Genomic DNA, 25,550 nt, shown 5'->3' with positions numbered 1-25,550 from the left:
GGATTGAAGAAAAAACCGGCATTCAGGCCGCCTCGAAGGTCCGGTCGACCCGGGGGCTGATGGTGCATGTGTTCGGACGCTTCGCCGCCGCGATGCTCCTGCTCGCCTTCAACTCCTGATTCGCATTTGCAGTATTCCTATGTGGTTGCTCTCCAGCAAGCTATGTGGCGTCTACCAATCAGGATCAGGGAGTTCAAAAGGTATACGAAGAAGGCCTTGAACTACTTGTTTCACAAGGACAGCGCAGCACCGTCCTGGCCGGACTTGAGAGGCTCGCCGAGAACGAGAAGCACATGCAACTGATCTTGCTTGTGCGCAATGAGGGCAATAACGCTTTCAACATGGAGCCCACGGAGATCAATGTGCTCCACGAGCAGGATGGAAATGCAGAGCGTCTGCCGATCTATCCACCAGACGATGCAGTCGACAAAATCACTTTTGATGAGCGCCTAACAGCTGCCCTTAACGCGGCAGCAGTTTCGTATAATCAGGACACGAATATCGATACTGAAACGAATCGGGATCTTGCCCGGGGCAGTTCTCTCGCTGCAATAGCTCAAGGTAGCAACGTACAGTCAACCCTCCTTCGAAGGGAAACGCTGTTTGGAGGTGACCAAATTGCTGGGGCAGTGTACTTCGCACTCAGAGACAGCGGTCGATTGAGAATAACAGTTCCAACCGACGATGAGTCTCACACATTTTACTTTGTATCCAAGGAGTAGATCATGTCCTGAACAAATATGAAAAGACTACTTCTGATAGCTATACTTGCCGTCTGGTGCTTAACCTCGGCTTTCGCTCAAGATAAAGAGTTAGTTCCTGTTGCGTACGTACAAAGCAGCGTACTCAGCACGGATAGTGATTTATTTACGCTGATGGACGGCTCACGCTGGGTCAAAACAGGTTACAGTATGATCTTGCCAGCGAGCGATATTACGATCATCCTCACAAGTGAAGAGGGAAACGGTATTGCTTTCGTTGATGGCACAGAAACCGAAGTAGAGTTGATCAGCGGGACGCCAGATCTAAACACGGGTTTGCTGGGACAAGTTGTGCGAGAGCGTGGTGATGGTGCGATACTACAACTTTCAGACGACTCACTGTGGGAGATCTCACAGTATGATCGATATGATACAGGATACTGGCTTCCTCCTTACCGAGTAATCGTATCATCTGATGAGTTGTACCTAATTAATGTTGAGAATGGGAAAAAGGTGTGGGCAAACCGTGTGCGGTAAGTTGGCATAACCCACGCTGCTGCGGACGAAGGGCACAGGGCTTTTCGGTAGGCCCGAAGGGGTGACGCTTCTGCCGCCTGTTTGATAGGCTATTGCCAGCCTTCGCCGCAGAGCTCGTCCCGTTATACTACGCGGCAACATCCGCGGGCAGCAGCAGTTTTTCAATTGCTATGGCTACCGTTCAAACCAAACAAGACCTGATTGGGTGCCTGCGTCGCCACCGAGACGATCTGCGTCAGCTTGGCGTCCGGCGCCGGCCTATTTGGCTCATTTCGGGGAGGCGAATCCGGCCCCGAGAGCGACGTGGATCTTCTGGTTGAGTTTATGCCGGGAGAAAAGTCCTTTGACAACTTCATGGCCGTCTCTTTTTTGTTGGAAGACGAACTGGGACGTTCGGTGGAATTGGTGACGCGTGAGGCCCTGAGCCCCCATCTTGGTCCTCATATCTTGGAAGAGGTCGAATATGTCGAGATCGGAGATTGAATATCTTCGTCACATTCAAGACGAAGCACGATATTTGGTTGAGTCCAGCCATGAGGTCAGCTTCGACCAGTTCGCCGACGACGAGACGTTGAAGCGAGCGTTTGTGCGCAGCATTGAGGCCATCGGCGAGGCCACGAAGAACGGGGGCATTCCAGAACCTCTCAGCCGAGACCCGAGATCGGTACCCGGACGTGAGGTGGCGAGCGATGGCCGGAATGCGCGATCGACTCATTCATGGGTATTTCGGAGTGGACTACGAGATTGTTTGGGAAGTGGCGACGCAGTCGGTAACAGAATAGACCGGCAACATGGGTAACACCCTTGGCTAAGGTATGGAAGCGCCCCGATACCGACAGCCGTCGGTAGAGGAAGTACTCCTGGGGTGCCCAAAATAAGAAGTCATAGGCTCTCAGCCTGACCCATCAGGCCCCAAATAGATCTGACAGGTCTCCGCAAGACCTGTCAGATCGTTCTCATCAGAATCACGCGCGTTCAATCATCCCGCAGGTGTTTTCGGCGTTGCGTCGCAATCTGCCTGATCTTTAGGGGAGAGGATCAGCGCGCCCAATGGCGGCACCACAATTGAGGCCGAGGCGGGCTGGCCCAGGTACGGATTCTCCGTCGCCTTCACGCGTCCGGCGTTGCCCACGCCGCTACCGCCGTATACATCGGCGTCGCTGTTGAGGCGCTCAGTCCACATGCCGGCATGAGGCAGTCCCACGCGGTAGTCGGTGCGCGCCACAGGCGTCATGTTGAGGACGAAGACGAGCACCTGGTCGTCATGGCGGCGCAGGTAGCTGAGCACGCTCTGCTCGCGGTCGCCGTAGTGGATCCACTGGAAGCTATCGCGGTCGTCGTTCCAGAGGGCCGGACGGCTGCGGTAGAGCGCGTTCAGGTCGGCCACCCACTGCTGGATGCCCGCATGTAGCGGCTTGTCTTGCAGGTGCCACTCAATCGACTCGTCATGATTCCACTCGTGGTGCTGCCCGAACTCGTTGCCCATAAACGAGAGCACCTTGCCCGGATGCCCGTACTGATGGGTGTAGAGCACACGCAGGTTCGCCGCTTTCTGCCAGTCGTCGCCGGGCATCTTGCCCCACATTGACTCCTTGCCGTGCACCACCTCGTCGTGCGAGAACGGCAGCATAAACTGCTCCGAGAAAGCCCAGCTGAGCGTCCACGTAAAGTCGCCGTGGTGGTACTTGCGGTGAATCGGCTCCTTCTCAATGTATTCGAGGGTGTCGTTCATCCACCCCATGTTCCACTTATAGAGGAAGCCGAGTCCGCCATGATCGACGGGTTTGGTGACACCCGGAAAGGCCGTTGACTCCTCGGCGATGGTGATAGCGTCGGGGAAGTGCTTGTACACCTGTGTGTTGGTGTCGCGGAGCAGGCGAATGGCCTCCAGGTTTTCGCGTCCGCCGTGCTCGTTGGGCGTCCAGTTGGTGCCGCGCGAATAATCGCGGTAGAGCATCGATGCTACGGCATCCACCCGTAGGCCGTCGATGTGATAGTAGTCGAGCCAGAAGAGCGCATTGCCGATGAGGAAGTTGCGCACGCCGTTGCGTCCGTAGTCGAACACGTAGGTGCCCCAGTCGGGGTGGTGGCGCATCTGCGGATCATCGTAGGCGAAGAGGTGGGTGCCGTCGAAGTACGTGAGGCCCTGCGGGTCGGTGGCGAAGTGGGCGGGCACCCAGTCCATGAGCACCCCGATGCCGTGCTGATGCATCGTATCCACAAAGTGCATGAAATCCTGCGGCGAGCCGTAGCGGAAGGTGGGGGCGTAGTAGCCCAGCGTCTGGTAGCCCCAGGAACCGTAGTATGGATGCTCGGCCACGGGCATGAGCTCGATGTGCGTGTAGCCCATTTCGGTGACGTACTCGGCCAGCGGCTCGGCAATGTCGCGGTAGCTGTACGACTCGCCGGGGGCCTGGTGGCGCCACGAGCCCAGGTGCAGCTCATAGATAGAAATGGGCTCATTGAGCGAATCGGGACCGGAGCGGTCGGCCATCCAATCGGTATCGGCCCAGGTGTAGTCGTCCAGGTCCACGATGATGGAGGCGATGCCCTCGTAGGTGTTCTCGGCGGGGGGCTCCAGCGCAAATGCGAACGGGTCGGTGCGGTCGAGCGCTTCGCCATTGGCGTTGAGGCGATACTTGTAGCGCGCGCCGGGCTGGGCCGAGCGAATGTGCACCTCCCAGAGTCCGCCCCCTGCATCACGCATGGGATGCGCTTCCGAGGACCAGTCGTTAAAGTCGCCCATCACCGCCACGGCATCAGCGTTCGGCGCCCATACCCGAAACCAGGTGCCCGTTGGAGTGGTCTGCGCGCCCATCCACGTGTAGCACTGGTAGTCGGTGCCTTCATTCCAGAGATAGCGTTGGTCGGCGGTGAGACGAGACATAGGCGGAGGGGGCTACGCAAAAAGCAGGAAACAGATAGTGCCTCAAGATACACGCTGTGCATCCATTGTCAACCGCTTTTGGGCAATGCAGGGGTGGGCTTCGTGTTTTTTTGTGTTTCAGGCGCTTTCTTGCGTTTCACGTCGCTCGTCTCGTTACTGTTGGTGTTTGCTCTTTTCATTTGTATCGCATTGGCATGACGCGTGTCTCGCTTTCTCTTCTCAGTTCGCTTCTTGTCGCCCTCCTGTTTAGCAGTCTGCTTAGCAGCGCGCCCGCACATGGGCAACTGCAAGACGTATCCGACCGCCGTGTGCAGGTGTATGTTGGCGGCAGCCCCACGTATCCATACAGCACCTCCGAGTTTAGCGACCTCTACGAGTTTGGATACACGCTATCGGGCGGGGTCGGCATTACGCTGACCCCCGAATGGGAACTGTCTTTTCATGGAGCCTACAGCCGATTCGATCTGGACGAGGAAGGGTACCGCAATACGTATCCTGCGGTTACGTTTTCGGTGAGCGGAGCCCTCGCGATCTACTCCGGCACCATGAATCTAAAGTACCTGTTTCGCACAGAGGGGCGGTGGATTCCCTATTTTTCGGCTGGATTCGGCGTCTTCCATCGAGAAGAAGATGACGTCACATTCGACTTTGCCCCCCGCCTGGGTGCTCCGCGTAGCGACGCCACTTTGGGCGGTGTACATGTGGGCGCGGGGGTGGCCGTTCGCGTGATTGATGCGATGAGCCTGTTCCTCGAACCGCGCTACACCGCTACCGCCAGCTTTCAAGACACGGGCGAATCCACGCTCGACTACGCTGAAATACGTATAGGGCTGATTGTGGCACCGTTTTGAGGCTGTTTTGGTAGACAAGTGGTGATAATACCACCAAAGCACACAATACGGAGGGTCTCCGCATCTTCTGTACAAGGTTGGCGTAGCCTGTGGAAAAGCTACAGCGCGTAGTTACGATCTGCCACTCACCGTCTATCAGAGACCTTGCATACACTCAGTTACAGGCACTACCGGACAGATCTTTCTCCGTGCATCTGCCGTTTGATTTGTGCTTTCGGTATAGGGATATTCGTCTTCCTATTGCCCCGGCTGGGCTTCAGCCAGGTGCCCCCGCAGTCTTCGTCTACAGAGTTGGTATGTCCTGGTCAGGCGTTGCTCTTGCCCACCTGCATTGAGATACACATTCTAATGGATATCCACGGGCCTGATTTTCGAGGCAAAGACGGGCGATTTGCAAAGGCGGGATCGGCGCTGCTCCGGCACTACTACTATGCACAGTTGCAGGCGCCGCAGACCCCGGAAAATCAGTTTGCACCGGCTGCAGGTCAAGTAACGATTGACGCCGTTGCGTCAGGACCAACAGAAGCGCTGCGAGACGACCTGGAGGCGCTGGGCGCTACCAACATCGAAGCCGCTGGGCCTGTGGTATCAGCACGCATTTCTATACAGCGCATCCCTGAAGTGGCGCTTCTGTCATCGCTACACCAGGTTCGTATGACACGTCCGCAAACGCATGAGCCACCTGTACGCATGCCACCACAACGCGACGCACCTCAAGAGCGCAGGCGATGAAACAACTGTTTTGTGCAGACCTGCTGCACCAGTCAAACCGCTACTCATTGAATTGCATGTCAACTAAGCAATGATTACGTTTGAATCGCATCCATTATTTCATTCTCTTCATCCCCTTTTTCGTCATGCGCAACGGCTTCGATTCACTCCGTAGCGCGTTATTGCGACGCGTTGTAACACCGCTCCTTGTCATTTTCATTGCAGGGTTCATCACAGACGCCCATACGGTCTATGCCCAGCAGATACATGCGCTCGATTCCGAGATTGTAGATTCTGCTCAGGCAGACATCTACGGCACCGACCGCACCAGCAAAGACGGCCCTCTATCGCGTGTTGGATTCGACTTGGCGTTGCTCTATCGGGAGTACGAGGCCTATGAGGCAAGCGGTGCCCCAGAACCGTTTCAGTCAAAGGCGCTTCAGAGCACGTCGTTTGAGAGCGGGCGCGTAACCATCGACGCAACAGCTCGTCGCGGCGACGCGGAAGCGCTTGCGGCATCCCTGCGTGAAGCGGGGGCACTACACGTCTCCCGGTTCCAAAACGTGGTGTCGGCACGCATTCCCATTAAGCGGATTCCAGCGGTGGCAGCACTTCCTGAGCTCAATGCTGCGCGCCGTGCCGTTGCCGCAACCCCGCAGCCTCAAGCTCCGCAGAATGGCCTCGGGGGCGTGACTCCCCGTGTAGGTGCAACAGATTCGCAGGGCGATGCCGCCATGAACACCGACGATGTTCGGACTACGTTTGGGATCGACGGCTCAGGGCGCACCATAGGGGTTCTTTCGGATTCGTACGATACCTCTTCGAGTGCCAGCACAGACGCCGCAGACGACATTAGTACTGGCGACCTCCCACCCGCCGACCGCATTGATGTGCTCGATGACAGCATTACGGGGAGCGATGAAGGGCGTGCAATGATGCAGCTCATTTTCGACGTGGCTCCTGGGTCTGACCTGGCCTTTCACACAGCGTTTGGCGGACAAGCTGGCTTTGCCAATGGCATCATTGAGCTTCGCGATGCAGGCTCCGATGTAATCGTAGATGATGTGTTCTACTTCACTGAGCCCTTTTTCCAGGATGGCATCATTGCCCAGGCCGTAGACGAAGTGACTGGCGTAAACACAGGCGATCCCGACGACGGCGTACCGTACTTCTCATCGGCAGGCAACAACGCCGACCAGTCGTACGAGTCGGAAACGCCGTCTTTCGTATCGTCCGATGGAACGGTTGCGTACGACTTTGATCCCTCGGCGGCAACAGACACGCAGCAGCAGATCACCGTTCCAGTTAGTGGGTCTTTTCGCCTCTCGCTGCAGTGGGATGATCCGTACGTTTCTGTGACGGGGGATCCCAACACAGCAGCTGATACCGACCTTGATATTTTTGTTTTGGATCAGTCGGGTACCGTCGTTGCACAGGCGGCAAACGACAACATAAGCAGCGACCCGATCGAGTTTCTGCAGTTTACAAATGACGGCTCCTTTGATGCCGATGGAGATGGCACCCCCGACGAGACATTCAACCTGTATATCGAGAACTTCGATGGGCCTAACCCCGGGCGCATCAAGTACATTTACGGTGGCAACCTCACCATAGAGGAGTACGCCACAAACAGCCCCACCAGCTTCGGACATAGCATTGCGGAAGGAGGCGCAGGGGTAGGAGCATCCGCGTGGTTCCAGTCGCCCGAGTTTGGCACGTCGCCAGCAGTGCCGGAGTCGTTCACCTCGTTGGGTGGAAACGCCATCCTGTTCAACCTGGACGGTACACGCAAAACGACCCCCGAAGTACGTGATCAGCCGCGCATCACTGGGCCCGATGGAGGAAACACCACTTTTTTCGGCCAATCGCTCAATGACGGCGACTCGTTTCCGAACTTCTTTGGTACCTCCGCCTCGGCTCCGCACGTAGCGGGCCTTGCCGCGCTCCAGTTACAAGCCGACGCCTCGCTCTCGCCCACCGACATCTACACGGCACAGGCCAATGGAGCAGCCAACATGGAGAGTCCGGGATTTGACTTTCTGACGGGTGCTGGATTCGTGAATGCGGAGAATACAATTACATCGTTAGCGGGCGATCCAGCCATTACTGTCGCTCCAACGGCAGTTGGTCTTGGCACATTGTTTTTCGATACGTCCAGTGGCACCCTGTTCAATGTGCCCACGGTTGACATTCAGGTAGAAAACATTGGTTCTGCGCCGCTTGACATTACCAACGTGACGCTTACCGGCACCAGCTTCGCGTTCACCGGAGGTGGCATTCCGACCGGCTCGCTGCCCATTGGCGATGCCATAACGGCTACGATAGAGTTTGCACCGGGAAGCACAGGGACATACAGCGAGTCACTCACCATCACGAGCAATGACCCAGATGAATCGACGGTAACCATTCCGTTGGAGGCCGATGTGGTGCTTCCTCCTGTAATCGACGTGCCCGCAGCGTCGCTGTTTGAGGCGGTGGAAACCGGCCAATCGGCCACGCAGTCGCTTACTGTCGCAAATAGCGGAGGTACCGCACTTGACTACGACATTTTTGCGGAGGCCACCGGGCTGGGCTCCTTCACCCCCAATGAAGTGGCTGCAACGGCTTCTGTAGCGCCGACTGCCAGGTCGTCGTCTAACCTGCTTGAAGCCGGGCTCGCATCGGCTCCATCCACGTCATCAGGCGGTGGGCTTGATCCATCTGAGTTTATCTATACATTAGATGATGGAAGCAGCGAAAACAACATAGGAATTACAAGCGGTGCAGACATCTTATGGCTTAACGCATTCGAGACGCAGGACGGCGCCGCAACGATCACGGCCATTGCCTCCGCATTTGGCACCTCATTGGCTACTGGAAGCCCGGTCGAGTTTCTCCTGTACGACGACCCGAATAACGACGGCGACCCAACCGATGCCACATTGCTCACGAGCGTTACAACGCAAAGCGACGTATCCGGGGGCGATCAACTCCAGGTCGAGCCCATTACTCCAACGACGGTCTCGGGCGTGTTCTTTGTCGCCGTGCTGGCTCCGTCGTCTACAACACCGGCCCCAATTGATGAGACTACGGATGTCGGTGCTTCGTGGGTTGGGACAGCAGCATCCGGTGCGTTCGACACGACCGATTTGAGCGGCCTCTCGCCCATAGCAGATGCAGGCTTTCCGGGCAACTGGCTGCTACGAGCCCAAGGTAGCTTCGTGGCCTTTGAGCCGGTTTCAGGGACGGTAGCTGCTGGAACCAGTGAAACGGTCGATGTTACCTTCGACGGCACCACGCTTCCTGTAGATACCTACGACGGCAACATCGCGATCCATAGTAACGACCCGGTGAATGGGCAACTGAGCCGTCCCTTCGACTTCTTTGTAGCGGATGCGGTGGGCGAGGTGGCAAACGTGAATGCCGATGGCTCTTATGCCTTTGGAAACACCGGTCTGACAACCAATCTCACGGGCGTAAGCGGCTCTGGCACGGTAACAGCGGCCCGGTTCGACACGCCGCCGTCAAATACCAACGGCATCGATGCATCGTTCGACGTAAGTCCGTATCGATGGATCGTGGTCCAAGATAACGATCTTCAGTTTGATGCGGCATCGGTGCTCCGGTTTGAGCGCAGTGCTATTCCCGCGCCCGGTTTCGACGAAGCCAACGGCCCTAATGTAACCGTGTACCGTCGTGGAACGCCCGACACCGGCACGTTCGGGGCGCTTACTACCACGTACGACAACGGCGGCACCACCGGCGACTTAAGCGACGATGTGCTCGATGCCACCGGGGCTACGGGATTCAGCGAGTTCGTACTCGCAAGCGACGCGGCTCCGCTTCCTGTAGAACTCACGACCTTTGATGCTGCGCTCAACGCAGACCAGGTGGTGCTCTCATGGCGTACAGCCTCGGAGACCAACAACGTCGGCTTTGAAGTACAGCGCATGGCCACATCGAGGGCAACGGACGAAGGCAACGCCTCCTGGCAGACGCTAACCATGCTCGACGGAGCCGGGACAACGGATGAACCGCAGCAGTATCAGTTTGAAGACACCGACCTGCCGTTCGCCGCCGACTCCCTATCGTATCGACTGCGTCAGGTGGATAGTGATGGCACCGAGCACATTACCGATCCGGTCTCTGTCGAACGCAGTGTGAACCAGGTCGAGCTTCTTCCCACGTATCCGAATCCAGCACGGGACCATGCCACGCTTCGGTACGCGGCCCCACCGCAACAGCGCGTGCGTATTGCCCTCTACGATATGCTTGGACGGCGCGTGCGGATGCTCTTCGATGGAACGAGCAATGGACGCACCGAAGTACAGATGGACCTGAGCCGACTTTCAAGCGGGACGTACTTCCTGCAACTACAAAGCAACGGCACCATCAAAACCCAACGCGTAACGGTGGTCCGCTAACCGATAAGTGGGGCTCACACGGTTATCTAAACAAGCGCAGCAGCAAAGGGCTATTCGTCCTTGCTGCTGCGCTTTTTCGCTGCCTTCTCTGTGGACTATGTATCCATGTCGCATCTGATATCATGACCAGTCCGTACCGGAAACGATTCCAGCCCCATGCGGCTTCATAAGAGGTGGATCTCCTTTTTTCTTGACACGCTTTCGCTCTTTATGCTTCACCGACTGCTTGCCGCGTGTGCGGTGGCGGCCCTGGTCTTCACCGGGTGTGCCTCCTCACAGTCTGCGGCTGTTTCCGATGACGACGAACCTTCTGCCTCCACCTATGAAGAAATTGTAACAGACGCCGAGTCCGACGAGGGTCTCTTCACCACCCACGTGAAAGAGGAAAAGCTCTACTATGAGATTCCCGACTCGCTACTCGGCACCGAGATGCTCATGGTAACGCGCATTGCGCAGACCGCCACCGACATCGGTTTTGGTGGCGAGAAGGCGCAGACGCAGGTGTTGCGCTGGGAACAGCAAAACGACCGCGTGTTGCTGCGGCGTGTAAGTTACGAAAATGTGGCCGACGAGGACGAGCCGATCTACGAGGCGGTGCGCAATGCCAACTTCGAGCCCATCATCATGGCGTTCGATATTGAGGCGCACAACGCTGATAGCTCGGCGGTGGTCATTGACACCACACCGCTGTTTACGAGCGATGTACCTGCGTTGGGCTTGCAGCAGAGCCGCCGTGAACAGTATCAGGTACGCAGCTTGGATGGAGACCGCACGTTCTTTGAGCGTGCAGCCAGCTATCCGGAAAACATCGAAGTGCGCAACGTGCTCACGTACAATGCGCAGGAGCCTCCCTCCAACGCCTCGACCAACTCTATTTCCGTCAAGATGAACCACTCGATGGTGCTCTTGCCCGAAGAGCCCATGCAGGCCCGTCTCTGCGACGAGCGCGTGGGCTACTTCAACGTGGAGCAGGTCGACTATGGTCGCGATGAGCATCGCGCCGTAGAGCGCTGCTACATTACACGCTGGCGCCTGGAGCCGTCGGATCCCGAAGCGTACGCCAACGGCGAGCTTGTGGAGCCGGTGGAGCCGATTGTCTTTTACATCGACCGCGCCACACCCGAGCGCTACCGCGAGTACCTGAAACAAGGCGTGGAAGACTGGCAGGTGGCCTTTGAAGCAGCGGGCTTCAAGAACGCGATTATCGCGAAGGATGCGCCGACCGAAGAGGAAGACCCGGACTATAGTCCCGAAGACATCCGCTACTCGGTGATTCGGTACTTCCCCTCCGAAATTCCGAACGCCTACGGTCCGCACGTGCATGACCCGCGCAGCGGCGAGATCCTGAAGAGCCACATCGGCTGGTACCATAACGTGGCCAACCTGCTGCGTAACTGGTACTTCATCCAGACTGCAGCGGCCAACCCCGATGCCCGCGCCGTCAACTTTGATGACGACGTGATGGGCGAACTCATCCGCTTTGTATCCGCCCACGAGGTCGGACACACGCTGGGGCTGCCACATAACTGGGGCTCCTCGCATGCGGTGCCGGTCGACTCACTCCGATCACCCACCTACACCTCCGAAAATGGCACGGCAGCGTCCATCATGGACTATGCGCGCTTCAACTACATTGCGCAGCCCGGCGATGGCGTAGATAGCTTCGACCCGAAAGTGGGTCCGTACGATACGTGGTCAGTGAAGTGGGGCTACTCGGTACTGCCCGAGTACGATTCGCCCGATGCCGAAGAAGCCGTGCTCAACGAATGGATCCGTGAGCGCGCTGGCGAGCCTGAGTACTTCTTTGGTGGCTCTAACTCGATGGGCGCCGATCCGCGCTCGCAGCGCGAGGCCCTTGGCGATGACAACATGGAAGCCGGCGAACTCGGTATCGCCAATCTGGAGCGCATCGTGCCAAATCTGATCGACTGGACGTACCGCGAGGGCGAGTCCTACGAGCAGCTCGACGAGCTCTATGGCGAAGTCGTGACGCAGTGGAATCGCTATCTGGGTCACGTGACCCGCAACCTGGGTGGCGTCTTTGAAACGCACAAGTCCTACGACCAGGACGGCATGGTATACGAGGTTGTGCCTGCTGAGCAGCAGCAGCGCGCCATGGAGTTCCTCGGTACCTACGCGTTCGACACGCCCGAGTGGCTGCTTGAGGAAGACGTGCTGCGCCGCATCGAAAACAGCGGCACGATCGACCGCATTCGTAACGTGCAAGTCGGCGTAGTAAACGATGTGCTCGATCCCATGCGCATTGCGCGCCTGGTAGAAGCTGAAGCCATGCACGGCGCCGACGAGGTGTACACCGCCCTCGACCTGTTCGAAGGCCTGCGTGCCAACGTGTGGTCGGAGCTGGCACAGGGCGAGCCCATCGACGCCTACCGCCGCTCCTTGCAGCGGGGCTACCTCGACCGCATGCACTACCTACTCAATGAAGAGCCGGACATGCCGTCGGATGCGCTCGCGGAGTACTTCGACCTGACCCCAGTGACGGTCGAACAGTCCGACATTCGCCCGTACGTGCGGGGCGAGCTGCGCACGCTGGAGGAAGACATCCAGCGCGCCCTGAACCGCACCACCGACCGCAGCACCGAACTGCACCTGCAAGATGCGCTTAGCCGCATCGAGTCGATCCTCGACGCCTAACACCGCGTCGTGTGTGCTGCATATAGCACGCGCCCCTCGGGCCTTCTGGGCCGGAGGGGCGCTTTTTTGTTTGGTGGGATGTGTTTATTTGCGGATGCGTGGTTGAACGGAGGACCGTTCAACCCAGGCTGGATGTTGTCCCCGTATGTAGGCACACGGCGCGCCGTGTGCCTACGCGCGGTGTGGCGCCAACATGCATCATCCCCCAAAGAGCAAGCGCACCGCGTACACGGAAGCAATGACGCCCACGCCATCAGCAAACAGGCCCGCGGGCACCGCGTGCCGCGTCTTGCGGATGTTGACGGCCCCGAAGTACACCGCAATCACGTAGAATGTGGTTTCCGTCGATCCAAACATGGTGGCCACCATCTTCACGATGAGCGCATCCTCGCCGTACTGCGCCACCATATCCGCCACAAGCGCCGCCGACCCGGATCCCGTAAGCGGTCGCATAATCGCCATCGGCAGCACTTCGGCCGGAATGCCGAACCATCCGAGCACCGGGTCAAGCGTATCCACCAGAAAGTCCATCGCCCCCGACGCCCGAAACATACCAATGGCAAACAGGATGGCCACCAGGTAGGGGATAATCATGACCGCGATCTCGAAGCCTTCCTTGGCGCCCTCTACAAACACCTCGTAGACCCGTACGCCCTTAATCAGGCCGTACAGCGGGAAGCCGACCAGAATCGCCGGAAGCACAAAATACGAAAGGATGCTAACAATGCTGCGAATCGTCTCAAGCATGAGATGTTGCTATTACGTTATAAAACAGGAGGATGCAGAGCGGATTTTCTCTATGAGGAGTCGTTCATCGGATTGGAGTCGGCAAAGCGTTTCATGCGACTCAAGAACACCGCACCCGCAATGCCCGCCACGGTGGTGCAAGCCGTAGCCAACGCAATCGAGAATACCAGCTCGTTCACTTGCAGGCCCATAATGGCGATGAGTAGCACCGGCGGCACCAGTTGCACGCTCGACGTGTTCAGCGCCAGTAGCATCACCATCGCGTTGGTCGCGGTTTCCTCCGATGGGTTCTCTTTCTGCAGGTCCTCCATCGCCTTGATACCCAGCGGGGTGGCTGCGTTGCCGAGCCCAAATACATTCGCCAGCAGATTCAGGGCAATGGTGCCCATGGCCGGGTGATCTTTCGGCAGCTCCGGAAAGAGCGGGCGCAGCACCGGCTGCACGAAGCGCGTAAGCGAGTGGATGAGTCCGCCCTCCTCGCCAATCTTAAGGAGGCCCAGTACCAGCGCCAGCACGCCAATGAGTCCCAGCGCCAGCGAGGCTGCGGTCTCGGCGAAGTTGAGCGCCGCCGCGGCAATGTCGTTCAGCTTGCGAAAATGAACCGGCTCAAACGTGAGACGCGCCTGTGCAACGGTTCCCGTTACCGCGTCGAGCTGGGCCTCAGCGCGAATCGGATCGCTGGTTTCATCGCCGTAGAAGTCGCGCATGTCCTGCCACGGCTGCGGCAGCTCCGTACCACTTCCAAACACGATCTGATTGCCATCTTGGGTTTGCACGAGCTGTCCCTCGTAGCGCGGGTCGGGCGTCGTCGCATCCGGATAGAACGCCTGAAACGCCGTGGTATCAAGCTCCACCGTTACCGGCTGACGGCGGGCGTCCGCGTCGTACTCCTCTGGAAAGGACACGGTGACAGGCAGGGCATCACCGTTGCGATAGCGATCCGACGACAGCTCCTGCACGTCGGTCGAAAGGGCAAACACCAGGCTGAAAATGATCAGCCCGGCCCAGATGTAGTTGAGCATGAGCAGGTGGGGCAGATGCGTGACAAGGACGCGTAACAGGAATGCACAGCACACAGCATACGGAACGATGCCCCCCAATCGCTACCGCTTGGTGATGCAGGCGGAGCTGCAACATCCTATGTCAGCAACTTTCTTACGAGAGCTTCCACAATGCAAACACCCTTGCAGGAATGCGCACCCTGCAAGGGCATCTGCTGCCGTATCTCCCTGTGGATGTCAGGATACCATGGCATGCGAAACGCATTTCCACGGTACGCTGATACTCGTCTGAGGGCCAGGTTGGGCTATCGCACGACCGTCACGCGCTGCGTGTCGACAGGTCCGGCATCGGTGTGCATACGCAGGAAGTACGTACCGCTGGCGAGTCCACTCACGTCGAGCTGCGCTTCGGCGCGGCCCTCCGCATTCGTATCCACCACCGTGCGGATGCGCCGCCCCAGCATGTCATACAGGTCGATGCGCACGTCCTGCCGCTCCGGTACGGCAAAGCGCACGGTGGCCGATCCACGCGCCGGGTTCGGATACGTCGGCAACAGTTCCGCAGCCTGTACCAGACGCGCAATGGTTATCGCCTCGCTAAACGCTTCCGTGCCGCCCGTGTCAATCTGGCGCAGGCGATACGAGAGGCTGTCGGCGGCATAGGGCAGCTGCGTATCCTCGAACCGGTAGGATTGCGGGGTGTCGGTGGTGCCTGCGCCGTCCAGATGCGCAATCGTCTGCCAGGATTCGCCTGTTGTAGAGACGCCCCAGTGGGACGTCTCTACGGATGCGGCAGCGCGCTGCACTTCAAAGCCCGCGTTGCCGGTCTCCGAAAGCGTCTGCCACTGCACGGTGACCGATTCGGTGCCGGAGCGCTGCGCCTCAAATCCGGCCAGCTCCACCGGAAGCGGGTTGGTGGGGTCGGTGCTTCCGATCGCGAACTGGCTAAAGCCCACGAGGTCCTGCACCGCCACGAGGGCGCGGTCTTCATCGAGCACCAGGCTCGCGCCGCTGAACGTATCGACGGCGTCCCACGTCTGCCCGCCGTCGTCGGACTTGTAGAGCATGAGCGCGCTGAAGTCGCTGATGCCGCCCAGATCCTCGGTGGAGAGCAGAAGGTCGTAGCGGGGGGCGGTGCCCAGACTGGAGGTGACCGTCCAGGTGAACGGGGCCACGTTGCCGGGCAACTCGCCACTGGGGTCATCCGGAGCCTCGCCCGTGCGGGTGAGCGTGAGTCCGCCATTGGCTGCGGTGTTGTCGCGCAGGAGCACAAGCCCATCGAATCCGGTCGGGGCCAGGTAGCCGAGCAGTCCGGCAGCGTCGGCGATGTCGCTACTTGTGGTTGCGATGTCGTCGAACGTGAAGGCGCCCAGATCCGGGCGCGCGCCGAAGATACGGTCTTTGCCTGCAAGGTCGGTGGTCACGTCTTCGGCAATGCCACCGGATTCAAACGGCGCGAACGTGCCGCGCGCAATCGCCGGGGAGCCGCCTGCAAGGCGCAGCCCGTCGTCGGGGGTGCCAAATACGCCGTCGAGCCCGGCCGGGGTGCTCGCATCCACAAACAGGGGATCCTGGTTGATATTGCCCAGGCCCGCGTTGGCGTCGCCGCTGCCTGCGGCGTAGCGCGCTTCTTCGACGATGGAAAACGTCACTGCTACCGCCGCGTCCGGGTCGGTGACGGATGCGCTTGTACCTGCAATGCCGCCTGGGCCGTTATCCCACAGCACGGAGCCTACGACCTCCAGGGGGGTCTGCCCGCTGTCATAGAATCGCACGTCGAAGGCGAAATCGGTGGCGCCGGTGAAGGTAGAGCTTACAAAGCGAGGCTGCCCGCCGGCGTTGCCGTCTTCGAAGCCGATGTGATCGGCGCCGTTGCTGGCAAATACACTGTTTATAATCTGCGCAGCGATCGTGCCGCCATCGCCACGGAAATAGAGCGCCCCGCCGCTGCTGGCGGAGTTGCCGGTGAACGTCGCGCTGGTAATCTGTGGGCTGCTCGTGCCGTTGAAAGAGCCATTGTTGTAGAGCGCCCCGCCCCTACTGCTGGCGGAGTTGCCGGTGAAGGTCGCGCTGGTAATTTGCGGACTGCTCGTGCCATTGTTAAAGCCGCCGTTGTAGATTGCCCCGCCGAAGTTTGCCGAGTTGCCGGTGAAGATCGCGTTCGTAACCTGTGGGCTGCTCGTGCCGCCATTGATGCTACTGTTGTAGATCGCCCCGCCGAAGTCTGCGGAGTTGCCGGTGAAGGTAAGCCCGGTCAGCGACGGGCTACATGCATTGCCGCTACTGTCGCCGTCGCAGTACAACCCTCCTCCTGCATTAGTGGAATTGGAAAAGCCGCCATTGGCATTCCCTCCGGTAATGGTGAGGCCATCCAGCACCGTGCCCGGCGTGATGTTTTCGGGACTGCTTGCACCAATGCCATTGCCCCCATTGAAGACGAGCACGTGGTAGGCGTTGCCGGAGTCGTCACTTTCGTCGCCGTTGATGTTGCCGGAGAGAATGGTTTCGTTGGCACCCAGGTCGCGACTGTCCAGCGCCGCGTCCACCTCCGACACGTCGGTAAACGTTTCGCTTCCGCTCCAGCCCCCGTAGATCCGAAGGCCGTCTTGGGTGCCGGTCACCTCAAAGGTAGCTGTACGTGCCTCTCCGGCGTTAAGCTCGCGGCTGGGCGTATAGGTGCCTGCTGCGATGACGATCACGTCACTGCTGAGAGCTGCGCTCAGCGCATCTTCCAGGTCAGTGAACGCATCGCTCCACGAGGCGCCGGTGCCAGTGCCCGAGGCCGCGGCATCCACGTACAGGATGCTCGGCCCGTTGTCGTAGAGCGCAACCTCTTGGGAATCCGTTTGCCCGTCAAGCGTGAACGTCTCGCTGGCGGGTTCTTCTGCGCGGGCTGTCCACGTTTGGGCTGGACCCGGACGCTCCGCGAGGCCCACGGCACTGGGATTCGGCACCGTCACGTCGCCATAGCTGAGGGTCAAGTCTGCTGTCGCTGTATTGCCCGGCACCGCCCCCCACACGAGGTTCGTTCGCTGGGTTTCTCCTTGCGGCAAGGCGTCCCCATCAAACACATCGGCGGTGGCATCGCCGTAGCGGTAGAGGGTGAAGCGCCCGGTGGTGCTGGTCACCGTAGCCGTGAGCGCTTGGCCGTCGGCTCCAATGGTTGCTTCCGTTTCTGGAGCGACTATCACACTTTCTTGCCCGAGCGGCGCGCCGCTGGCGGTCCACTGCGGATCGCCTTCAAATGTGGCGTCGCGTCCGCCGGTCAGATCATACGCCGTGGTGCCATCGTGATCTGCGTCGAAGCGCTGATCCGCCTGTGCGGCATCGAAGCGATACGAAGCGACCAGTTCTGGCGTATCCGACGGAATCGTCTGGTGCATTGCTTCCTGAATGTCGGCTTCGGTGCGCGCCTCGGTCCACATCCGCAGCTCGTCGAGCTCCACCTGAAGCCGGTCGCTGCCATCGGGCCGCTGCGCAACGGACCATGCCTCCTCGTTGATGTTGAGTGTGCCTATGTCCGTACGTTCATCTTGCAGCACCCCATCGAGGTAGACCTGCTGGGTGCCGTTGCCGTCGTAGGTCACGGCCACATGCTGCCACGTGTCAAATGCCACGTCGGCGCCGTACGTGTTATCGTTGGCCCAGTGCGCCACCTCCACGGCGCCATCCGTCACGCCAATTGCGAGCAGGCGATTCTCCGACTGCGAGGCCGGGCCTTTCCAGAGGTACCAGCCCTGGCGATCTGCGCCTGAGGCGCTGCCATCAACCTTCGCCCAGAAGGCAATCGTCCACGGCGCGTTGCCGGAGAGGTCGGGATGGGCCTCGGCTGTGGCCCCGTCATCGGTGCCGTCGAAGGCAAGGGCGGTGCCGGAGCCGTACGGCGCTTCGAGCAAGACCCAGTTGGACGTGGCATCGTCGGGGTCGGTGGCATCCGCACCACCGCCATCAATCGTATAGCTATCGGTGCCAAGCGTGGCGGTTAGTTCGAGTAAGCCGGGATCGGCGGAGGCGCCCCGCTCGGAGGCAATCTGCACGGTGGCGGTCTCGCCTGCCGGGACATTGACCGTCCAGGTGCTGCTGCTCACGCTGCCATCGCCAATAGCATCAGGTGCCGAGACGTCCGCGGGCAGCCCGAGGTCGACCTCCGCATCGTTCACGCCGACATTCCCAAGATTGATAAGCTGGATCGTGCCTGTTTCTGCAGCTGGCCGGGCCACCAGTTGGAGGCGGGCCTCCGCGATGAACACACGCTCATAGGCGCCAAGGCTAACCGTCCCGTCCTGAATGCGGGCTTCGCCCAGTATGTCGGTATCGATGCCTGCAGGAATGGCGGTGTTGTTGCCAGCGTTGAGTGCGGGACTGCCTTGCCGCAGGCGAAGCCCATCGTCGGCAGTGCCCAAGATGCCGTCGCCTCCGGCTGGACGGTCGGCATCTGCAAAGAGCGGATCCGTATCGAGATTCCCGCCTTCATCGTTGATCGAAGAACCAAATCCAACGATCCCAGCGATCCCTTCCTCGATCAGCGTGTGGGCCAGCGTGAGAGTAAGGGCTTCGTTGAAGATCTCGTTGCCGTTACTGGAGGCCGTGTTGCCCCATAGAATAGTGTTCGCGATCTCCACGCTGATCATTTGACTATAGAGTGCGCCGCCCCTGTCTGCCGAGTTACCCGTGAAGGTGGCACCAACAATCTGCAGGCTGGGCCCGGGAGTGCTGAAGATTGCGCCACCGACGCTACTTGCGGTATTCCCCCTGAAGACCGCATTTCTGATCTGCAGGCTGCTGCCATCGTTGTAAATCGCACCGCCAGAGCCGTTTACAGAGTTATCAGCAAAGATGGAATTGGTGATCACCGGGCTGCTTTGACCGCCCGTAGCATTGTTGTAGATCGCACCGCCGCCAGAGCCATCTACAGAGTTGCCTGTGAACACGCTATTCATAATCTATGGACTGCTCGTGCCACTGTCTTGGGCATCGTTGTAGATCGCACCGCCTCCAGAGGTGTAGTTTGGGATTGCAGCATTGCCGGTGAAGATAAGCTCTGTGAGTGTGGGGCTGCATACATTGTCGGTTCCTGTCCCGTCGCAGTAGAGACCGCCGCCCGCCCCATCCGTGGTAGAGGGCCCGTTGGCATTTCCCCCAGCAACCGTCACCCCATCCAGCACCGTAGCGCCTGTGATGTTGTTTGCGATGTCGTTGCCGATGCCTCTCGTCTCAGAGCCACCCCCGTTAAAAACAAGGACGTGGTACGCGTTGCCTGAGTCATCACTTTCGTCGCCATTGATATTGCCGGAAAGGATGGTTTCATTGGCGCTCGGGTCGCGCTCGCTTCGGGTGGTCTCCGTGCCGTCGAATCCGCCGTAGATCTGAAGACCGTCTTGGTCACCGGTGATCTCGAACGTTGCGGTGCGCGCATCCCCCGCATCGAGCCGTCTACTGGGCGTGTAGGTGCCGGCAGCAATCCAGATTTCGTCGCTTCCCCCGGCCGCACTTAGTGCGCCTTGCAGGGAGATCGCATCGCCGTCGGCGAACGAGGACCCGTCGTTACTGGCATTACCGGTTTCGGTGACGTGGTAGACGGTCTGCGCCTGCGCAGTTGTGGGGGCGATGTACATACTTGCCAGAAAGACGAGCACACCCAAGACCCCTATCCAGTTCGACCCGCTCTCCACCTGGACGAGCATGCCACCTCTTGATTCGATGGGTTGGGCAGGGGCGTCCGCTACTGATGAGATGTTTTGTAACGTAACAGTCATAGGGCAGGGGGATGCAGGGCACAGAGATCGATGCGGTAGCAGCGTACTCCAAAAGAAAAGCAAAGGGTCGCCGTTCGCGCATCCCCATAGTAGCCATTTATTCCCCTAACCGCTTTGGTATATGTGTCAAAAGGTTCTTGGTATGTCTCAATTTAGCCCAAACAAGTAGATGTACCGTGAATGTAGGTGCCATCCACCTCCCATCTTCATAGTTAACGTCGACTCTGAGATACGGAATGGAAGGGCTCTCTTACGCCTCTGCCGGTTCCCCCTCGCGGTAGAAGTCAACCACCTTTTGGGCTTTGGCGGGGCCCACCACTGCGGCGAGCGCCTCGGTATCCGCCTGTTTAACCTGTTTGAGCGAGCCGAATTCGCGGAGGAGCGTCTGGGCTGTCTTTTCGCCGATGCCGTGGATGTCCAGTAGCTCAGAGCGCAGGGTCTTCTTCTTGCGACGCTTGCGCTGGTACGTGACGGCGAAGCGGTGGGCCTCGTTGCGCAGGTTCTGCAGCAGCTTCAGCGACGGGTGGTCTTTACCCAGGTAGAGCGGGTCGGGGTCGCCGGGGCGAAAGATTTCTTCCAGCCGCTTGGCGATGCCGATGACGGGAAATAGGCCGTACACATCCAGCTCCTTGAGCACGGTTACGGTGCTGGAGAGCTGTCCTTTGCCGCCGTCCACCACGAGCAGATCGGGCCACGGGCCGCCTTCATTCGCCATGCGTGTGTAGCGGCGACGCACGACCTCGCGCATGGACTTGAAGTCGTCGGGCGTGCCGTCTTCGACGGAGCGGATCTTGTAGGTACGGTATTCGCTCTTGCGGGGCGTGCCGTTCAGGAAGACGACACACGAGGCCACGGTTTCGGTGCCCCCCAGATGCGAGATGTCGATCCCGTCAATGCGCTTGGGCAGGTCGTCCATCTGCAGGGCCTCGCCGAGCTGCTTCACGGCTTCGGGAATGCGGTCGCGCTCCCGCTTCATGCGCTGCAGCTTGTACTCGTTTACGAGGAGCTTGGCGTTGGAGCATGCCATACGCACCAGACTGGCCTTGTCGCCACGCTGTGGCACGCGAATCGGCACCTGACGGCCTTTCTCCTGGCGCAGAAGCTCCTCCAGGGGCACGGTGTCTTGGGTCGGATGGTCGTTTGGGTCGACCGCCAGGAGCACCTCGTTCGGGTAGAAATGGGCGGATGCGTAGTAGTCTTCTACGAACGAGAGCATGAGCTCCTCATCCGTGCGGCCCTCAATCTGGTGCAGGTAGGTGTGCCGGCGGCCAATCATCTTGCCCTCCCGCACACGAAAGAGCGTGCCGCAGCCTACGCCCTCCTCGCGATCCACGTGCAGCCCGAAGATGTCGCGATCCTCAAAGTCTTGACTGACGATCTTCTGCTGCTCGGAATAGGTCTCCAGCGCTTGAATCTGATCGCGCAGGCGGGCGGCCTCCTCAAAGTCGAGGTTGGCCGAGGCGGCCTCCATCTGCTCTTTCAGATGCGCCGTGAGCGCCTTGGTGTGTCCGTTCAGCAACTGCTCCACCTGGTCGATCGTCTCCTGATAGTCGGCCTCCGACTGCTCGCCCACGCACGGGCCCTGGCAGTTGTCGATGTGATACTGCAGGCAGACTTCGTGCTTGCCAGCTTCAACCTTTTCTTTCGACAGGTCGAGCTTGCAGGTGCGCAATTGAAAGACCGACCGGATGGCGTCCATCATCTGATTGAGTTGCTTCACATCGGTGTACGGACCGAAGTACTTCGAGCCGTCGTTGCGCACCGAGCGCGTTTTGAAGACGCGCGGGAAGCGCTCGTTCTTGACGCAGATGTACGGGTAGGTCTTGTCGTCGCGCAGGTTGACGTTGTAGCGCGGCTGCAGCTCTTTGATGAGATTGTTTTCGAGGATGAGCGCCTCCACCTCGGTGTCAGTCACGATCACCTCCACATCGGCGATCTTCTGCACCATCACCTCAATGCGCCCGGAGCGCTTACGCCCCTGCTGGAAGTACGACCGCACGCGGGTGCGCAGGTTTTTGGCTTTACCCACGTACAACACCGATCCGCTATCGTCGAGATGCTTGTACACCCCCGGCTCGGTGGGCAGGTGGTCGAGCTTTTTTTCGAGCGTCTCGGTCATGAGGCCGCGCATTATTAGAAGTACAACGCGTCCTTAAAACGCCGCGTTGAAGCCGTGTGATTCCGAGGCAGCGTGCGTATCCTGCAACCAATGATGGAACGGGAGCAACACCGGGCATTCACGTGCCGTACACATACTGTCTTGTTTTCTCCCGAGTAAGTCGAATGCATCGCCATGAAGAAGGAACTGACTGTACAGGTGGATGCAGAGGTTCTCGACCAGGCTGCTGCGCATGCCAAGGCGCGCGGAGTATCGCTGGATGAGCTGGTGACTCGCTACCTCGCCGCGATGGCATCTACCGCATCCCAAGAAAAGCCTGGAGACGAACTGCCGCCGATTACCCGCCGCCTTGCCGGATCTTTGAAGGGCACTGATGCCGAGCGGTTCACTGGACACCCCGACCAGGAAGGTCGCGTTGACGCGGATCTAAAAGAGGAGTATTACCGCTACCTTGAAAAGAAGCACCGATGATGACGGTCTTGTTCGACACCAATGTGGTGCTGGATGTGCTCATGGACCGCGATCCGTATGTGCAAGACGCAACAGCCCTCTTCAATCATGTTGAGCGAGGTCAGATACAGGGGCTCATAACCAGCACAACGGTTACAACCATCTACTATGTTGGGCGCAAAGCTATAGGCGAACGCCCCATCCGCGCACGGATTCAGGATCTCCTGCACGTATTCGCAACAGTGCCTGTCCACGAATCAGCGCTACAGTCAGTCCTGAACATAGACTTTCGCGACTTCGAGGATGCGGTGCTGCACGAAGCAGCCCGGCAGGCGGGTGCAGACGGTATTGTGACACGCAATGCACGCGACTTTACCGCGGCAACGCTCTCCATCTACAGCCCCACTGAGCTACTTGAAGCAGTACGCAATTCGTAGTACAAGTAGTGAGATGCGAACTCCATGTCATCACTCAGCAAAGTATTCGTCCCATGTCGCTGTACTACGGCTCACTTGTCCAGACTGCGTATTTTCGAATTCAATCTGGATCCCTTGCGATGTCACAACAAGTTTGATTCGCAAGTCAGGAGTCCCAATCGGCTCGGCTAACTCTTCAACCTCAATAGCACCGATAAAGTCACTTGCTGACAGCTGATACTGCTCAGAATAGATAGTAAGCAAAGACTCATAGCTAAACTGTGAAACTAAGCTCACAAAGTTGTCGCGGCTGATGACGCCCTCGGATGGAGACTCAGCATAGACTTCTACCTGAGTAGCCTCTGTCTCAAAGTCCTGGCCGCGAAGCCGGAATAATGCAAAGTCTTCCATGATCATCTTGCCATCTTGGTATGAGACAAGATCTTCCAGGAGTTCTTCCTGTGTTTCTTGAGCGTGAACGCTGCTAACACTCAAGCTGAATGCAAAAATAACAAATAGGGTTAAGGTGCGCATTTTGGTATTGAAGCGATGCTAAGTGATAGACGAAAACACTTCGATAGCTGGAAACAACTCATTATTAGACCTGACAGGTCTCACAAGACCTGTCAGGTCTTTTCTTTGATGTAAGCGTCATCCAACTCACGGCGTGTCAATGAACAGCGGCGCTTCGGGGCCGAGGGGAATGCCGAAGAAGATCCAGATGGCCAGCACCAGGGTGCTCACTACGCCGAAGACGATTGAGTAGGGCAACATAACTGCCACAATGCTCCCGATGCCCGCCTTCTTGTCGTAGCGCTGCGCAAACACGATGATAAGCGGGAAGTACGGCAGCAGCGGCGTCAGGATGTTCGTGAACGAGTCGCCGACGCGGTAGGCCGCCTGCGTCAGCTCGGGCGAGTACCCCATCAGCATGAGCATGGGGACAAACGTGGGGCCCATGATCGCCCACTTGGCCGAGGCGCTTCCTACAAACAGGTTGATGAAGGCGGATACGAGGATAAACACAATAATCAGCGGGATGCCACTGAGTCCGATGCTGGACTCCAGCGTTTCCAGCACGCCTGCACCGGTGATGGCAACGACCATGTCGAGGTTCGACCAGCCAAACATCGCCACAAAGTGAGCAGCGGCAAATGCGAGCACGATGTAGACGCCCAGATCCGACATCGTCTCCGACATCATATCGGTTACGTCTTTATCTTTCGTGATCTGCTCCGTCACGATGCCGTAGACCAACCCGGGCACGAAGAAGATGACCACCATGAGCCCCACAATGGCCTCGTAGGCAGGCTCGAAGCCGCCCTCGGGACCTCGCAGTGCGCCGTTTTCCGGAATCACCAGGAGCGATGCGGCAGCAACAATAGCCAGCATGGACAGTGCGCCCCAGCGCAGGCCTTTCTTTTCAAGCGCCGACGACTCCTCCGATGTGTCCATGTCGTCTTCAAGGTCTTCTGGCGGCTCGTAGTCGCCCAGGTAGGGCTCTACCACGTAATCGGTGACGACCCAGCCCGCAATGACGAAGACCGGTACCAGTGCGGCAATGAAGTAGTAGTTGGCGAGGGCCGTGACCGCGTAGTCGGGGGCCATGATCTGCGCGGCAGGCTCGGTAAACGAGGCCAGCAGCACATCGAGCGCCGACGGCAGCAGGTTGGCGCTAAATCCGGCAGAGACGCCCGCAAAGGCAGCCGCGAGTCCAGCTAACGGATGGCGCCCAGCCCCATAGAAAAGCAGCGCCCCCAGCGGAATGACGACGACGTAGCCTGCATCTACTGCCATGTTCGACATGATGCCGGTGAATACGATCGCCATGGTAAGCAGTGCGTTGGGCACGGCCCGCATGAACGACCCGAGAGCCGCTCCGATGAATCCGGACTTGTCGGCGACTCCGATACCGAGCATCACAACGAGCACCAGACCCAGCGGGGGGAAGTCGGCAAACGTATCTGCCATGTCGGTAAAGAGCCGCTGGATATTTTCGCCTGAGAAGAGGCTCTCGACCGCGATCATCTCGCCGGTGCGCGGGTGTTCTACGCTAACGCCCAATGCACTCACGATGAGCGATATGAGCATCGTAAGCCCAATAAAGATAAAGAAGAGTGTGACGGGCTCGGGGAGCGCATTTCCTGTTCGTTCGACTGCCGCGAGTAACCGACTTGATAAGCTACGATCAGAGGCTGGTGTATCGGTCTCGGTATCAACAGAGGAAGCATCGTCAGCCATGTAGAAGCGTAGGGGTTAGTGCAAAAGTGAACAGAGGCAGGCCGGTGCGACCATGCAGTACAACCTACGAACCAG

At 58.8% G+C, this 25,550-nt stretch carries 18 protein-coding genes and 1 pseudogene; 11 read left to right on the top strand and 8 right to left on the bottom strand.

The annotated features are described in order from the left end of the window. From CRI93_RS15705 to CRI93_RS15635, 5 genes and pseudogenes are all read left to right on the top strand, one after another. Nucleotides 1–119 (top strand): annotated as a pseudogene (locus CRI93_RS15705) (IS982 family transposase); the annotation flags it as partial. A 45-nt stretch (nt 120–164) separates the two neighbouring features. Continuing rightward, entirely contained in the window at nt 165–722 is a 558-nt protein-coding gene (locus tag CRI93_RS13975) for a hypothetical protein (protein WP_098063261.1), read from the top strand. 18 nt (nt 723–740) lie between these two features. Next, nucleotides 741–1,238, top strand: coding sequence for a hypothetical protein (locus CRI93_RS13970; RefSeq protein WP_098063260.1), 498 nt, complete (start codon nt 741–743; stop codon nt 1,236–1,238). Between the two features lie 303 nt (nt 1,239–1,541). Further along, complete coding sequence (locus tag CRI93_RS13965) at nt 1,542–1,721, top strand: nucleotidyltransferase family protein (RefSeq protein ID WP_245850550.1); 180 nt, start codon at nt 1,542–1,544, stop codon at nt 1,719–1,721. Between the two features lie 191 nt (nt 1,722–1,912). Beyond that, a complete protein-coding gene (locus tag CRI93_RS15635; RefSeq protein ID WP_483869239.1) occupies nt 1,913–2,020 on the top strand; it encodes a HepT-like ribonuclease domain-containing protein in 108 nt (35 codons plus the stop codon). Between the two features lie 197 nt (nt 2,021–2,217). On the opposite strand, the gene glgB is transcribed toward CRI93_RS15635, so the two are convergent. Then, the gene (glgB, locus tag CRI93_RS13955) at nt 2,218–4,125 is read right to left on the bottom strand and encodes a 1,4-alpha-glucan branching protein GlgB (protein WP_098063259.1); all 1,908 of its coding nucleotides are present in this window, start codon (nt 4,123–4,125) and stop codon (nt 2,218–2,220) included. A gap of 194 nt (nt 4,126–4,319) precedes the next feature. Here glgB and CRI93_RS13950 point away from each other — a divergent pair, with 194 nt between their 5' ends. From CRI93_RS13950 to CRI93_RS13935, 4 genes are all read left to right on the top strand, one after another. Beyond that, on the top strand, nt 4,320–4,976 hold the full coding sequence (locus tag CRI93_RS13950; protein ID WP_098063258.1) for an outer membrane beta-barrel protein: 657 nt from the start codon (nt 4,320–4,322) through the stop codon (nt 4,974–4,976). A gap of 348 nt (nt 4,977–5,324) precedes the next feature. Beyond that, on the top strand, nt 5,325–5,708 hold the full coding sequence (locus CRI93_RS13945; RefSeq protein ID WP_098063257.1) for a hypothetical protein: 384 nt from the start codon (nt 5,325–5,327) through the stop codon (nt 5,706–5,708). 125 nt (nt 5,709–5,833) lie between these two features. Continuing rightward, complete coding sequence (locus CRI93_RS13940; protein ID WP_141491728.1) at nt 5,834–10,090, top strand: Ig-like domain-containing protein; 4,257 nt, start codon at nt 5,834–5,836, stop codon at nt 10,088–10,090. 210 nt (nt 10,091–10,300) lie between these two features. After that, nucleotides 10,301–12,745 (top strand): zinc-dependent metalloprotease, encoded by a 2,445-nt coding sequence (locus CRI93_RS13935; protein WP_098063255.1) that lies wholly within the window; start codon nt 10,301–10,303, stop codon nt 12,743–12,745. A 198-nt stretch (nt 12,746–12,943) separates the two neighbouring features. On the opposite strand, the gene CRI93_RS13930 is transcribed toward CRI93_RS13935, so the two are convergent. The 5 genes from CRI93_RS13930 to uvrC form a co-directional block, all read right to left on the bottom strand. Further along, nucleotides 12,944–13,492, bottom strand: a complete 549-nt coding sequence (locus CRI93_RS13930) for a spore maturation protein (RefSeq protein WP_098063254.1) — start codon at nt 13,490–13,492, stop codon at nt 12,944–12,946. A 50-nt stretch (nt 13,493–13,542) separates the two neighbouring features. After that, nucleotides 13,543–14,514 (bottom strand): nucleoside recognition domain-containing protein, encoded by a 972-nt coding sequence (locus CRI93_RS13925; protein ID WP_098063253.1) that lies wholly within the window; start codon nt 14,512–14,514, stop codon nt 13,543–13,545. A gap of 284 nt (nt 14,515–14,798) precedes the next feature. Beyond that, nucleotides 14,799–19,433 (bottom strand): T9SS type A sorting domain-containing protein, encoded by a 4,635-nt coding sequence (locus CRI93_RS13920; protein WP_098063252.1) that lies wholly within the window; start codon nt 19,431–19,433, stop codon nt 14,799–14,801. A 3-nt stretch (nt 19,434–19,436) separates the two neighbouring features. Further along, nucleotides 19,437–20,249, bottom strand: a complete 813-nt coding sequence (locus tag CRI93_RS13915) for a hypothetical protein (protein WP_141491727.1) — start codon at nt 20,247–20,249, stop codon at nt 19,437–19,439. 250 nt (nt 20,250–20,499) lie between these two features. Beyond that, complete coding sequence (uvrC, locus tag CRI93_RS13910) at nt 20,500–22,368, bottom strand: excinuclease ABC subunit UvrC (protein WP_098063266.1); 1,869 nt, start codon at nt 22,366–22,368, stop codon at nt 20,500–20,502. Between the two features lie 174 nt (nt 22,369–22,542). Between uvrC and CRI93_RS13905 the strand changes: the two genes are divergently transcribed. Further along, nucleotides 22,543–22,839: a DUF6364 family protein gene (locus CRI93_RS13905; protein ID WP_098063250.1), complete on the top strand. Its 297-nt coding sequence runs from the start codon at nt 22,543–22,545 to the stop codon at nt 22,837–22,839. Continuing rightward, nucleotides 22,836–23,255, top strand: a complete 420-nt coding sequence (locus tag CRI93_RS13900; RefSeq protein ID WP_245850548.1) for a PIN domain-containing protein — start codon at nt 22,836–22,838, stop codon at nt 23,253–23,255. Before CRI93_RS13905 ends, CRI93_RS13900 begins: the two co-directional genes overlap by 4 nt. 30 nt (nt 23,256–23,285) lie before the next feature. Here the strand turns inward: CRI93_RS13900 and CRI93_RS13895 are convergent, their stop codons facing one another. Together CRI93_RS13895 and CRI93_RS13890 are read right to left on the bottom strand one after the other, a co-directional pair. Further along, on the bottom strand, nt 23,286–23,768 hold the full coding sequence (locus CRI93_RS13895) for a hypothetical protein (RefSeq protein ID WP_098063248.1): 483 nt from the start codon (nt 23,766–23,768) through the stop codon (nt 23,286–23,288). Between the two features lie 126 nt (nt 23,769–23,894). Continuing rightward, nucleotides 23,895–25,475: an AbgT family transporter gene (locus CRI93_RS13890; RefSeq protein ID WP_098063247.1), complete on the bottom strand. Its 1,581-nt coding sequence runs from the start codon at nt 25,473–25,475 to the stop codon at nt 23,895–23,897. Between the last annotated feature and the right edge of the window lie 75 nt (nt 25,476–25,550).

This window comes from Longimonas halophila (genome assembly GCF_002554705.1).
Taxonomy (GTDB): Bacteria; Bacteroidota; Rhodothermia; order Rhodothermales; family Salinibacteraceae; genus Longimonas; species Longimonas halophila.
The sequence above is the reverse complement of the archived record's forward strand: the minus strand, read 5'-3'. Positions and strand labels throughout refer to the sequence as shown.

Excerpts from the sequence above, each read along its gene's own strand:
- CRI93_RS13970 (WP_098063260.1), top strand. The coding sequence starts at position 741 with ATGAAAAGACTACTTCTGATAGCTATACTTGCCGTCTGGTGCTTAACC.
- glgB (WP_098063259.1), bottom strand. The coding sequence starts at position 4,125 with ATGTCTCGTCTCACCGCCGACCAACGCTATCTCTGGAATGAAGGCACC.
- CRI93_RS13950 (WP_098063258.1), top strand. The coding sequence starts at position 4,320 with ATGACGCGTGTCTCGCTTTCTCTTCTCAGTTCGCTTCTTGTCGCCCTC.
- CRI93_RS13945 (WP_098063257.1), top strand. The coding sequence starts at position 5,325 with ATGGATATCCACGGGCCTGATTTTCGAGGCAAAGACGGGCGATTTGCA.
- CRI93_RS13940 (WP_141491728.1), top strand. The coding sequence starts at position 5,834 with ATGCGCAACGGCTTCGATTCACTCCGTAGCGCGTTATTGCGACGCGTT.
- CRI93_RS13935 (WP_098063255.1), top strand. The coding sequence starts at position 10,301 with ATGCTTCACCGACTGCTTGCCGCGTGTGCGGTGGCGGCCCTGGTCTTC.
- CRI93_RS13930 (WP_098063254.1), bottom strand. The coding sequence starts at position 13,492 with ATGCTTGAGACGATTCGCAGCATTGTTAGCATCCTTTCGTATTTTGTG.
- CRI93_RS13925 (WP_098063253.1), bottom strand. The coding sequence starts at position 14,514 with ATGCTCAACTACATCTGGGCCGGGCTGATCATTTTCAGCCTGGTGTTT.
- CRI93_RS13920 (WP_098063252.1), bottom strand. The coding sequence starts at position 19,433 with ATGAATAGCGTGTTCACAGGCAACTCTGTAGATGGCTCTGGCGGCGGT.
- CRI93_RS13915 (WP_141491727.1), bottom strand. The coding sequence starts at position 20,249 with ATGACTGTTACGTTACAAAACATCTCATCAGTAGCGGACGCCCCTGCC.
- uvrC (WP_098063266.1), bottom strand. The coding sequence starts at position 22,368 with ATGACCGAGACGCTCGAAAAAAAGCTCGACCACCTGCCCACCGAGCCG.
- CRI93_RS13905 (WP_098063250.1), top strand. The coding sequence starts at position 22,543 with ATGAAGAAGGAACTGACTGTACAGGTGGATGCAGAGGTTCTCGACCAG.
- CRI93_RS13900 (WP_245850548.1), top strand. The coding sequence starts at position 22,836 with ATGATGACGGTCTTGTTCGACACCAATGTGGTGCTGGATGTGCTCATG.
- CRI93_RS13895 (WP_098063248.1), bottom strand. The coding sequence starts at position 23,768 with ATGCGCACCTTAACCCTATTTGTTATTTTTGCATTCAGCTTGAGTGTT.
- CRI93_RS13890 (WP_098063247.1), bottom strand. The coding sequence starts at position 25,475 with ATGGCTGACGATGCTTCCTCTGTTGATACCGAGACCGATACACCAGCC.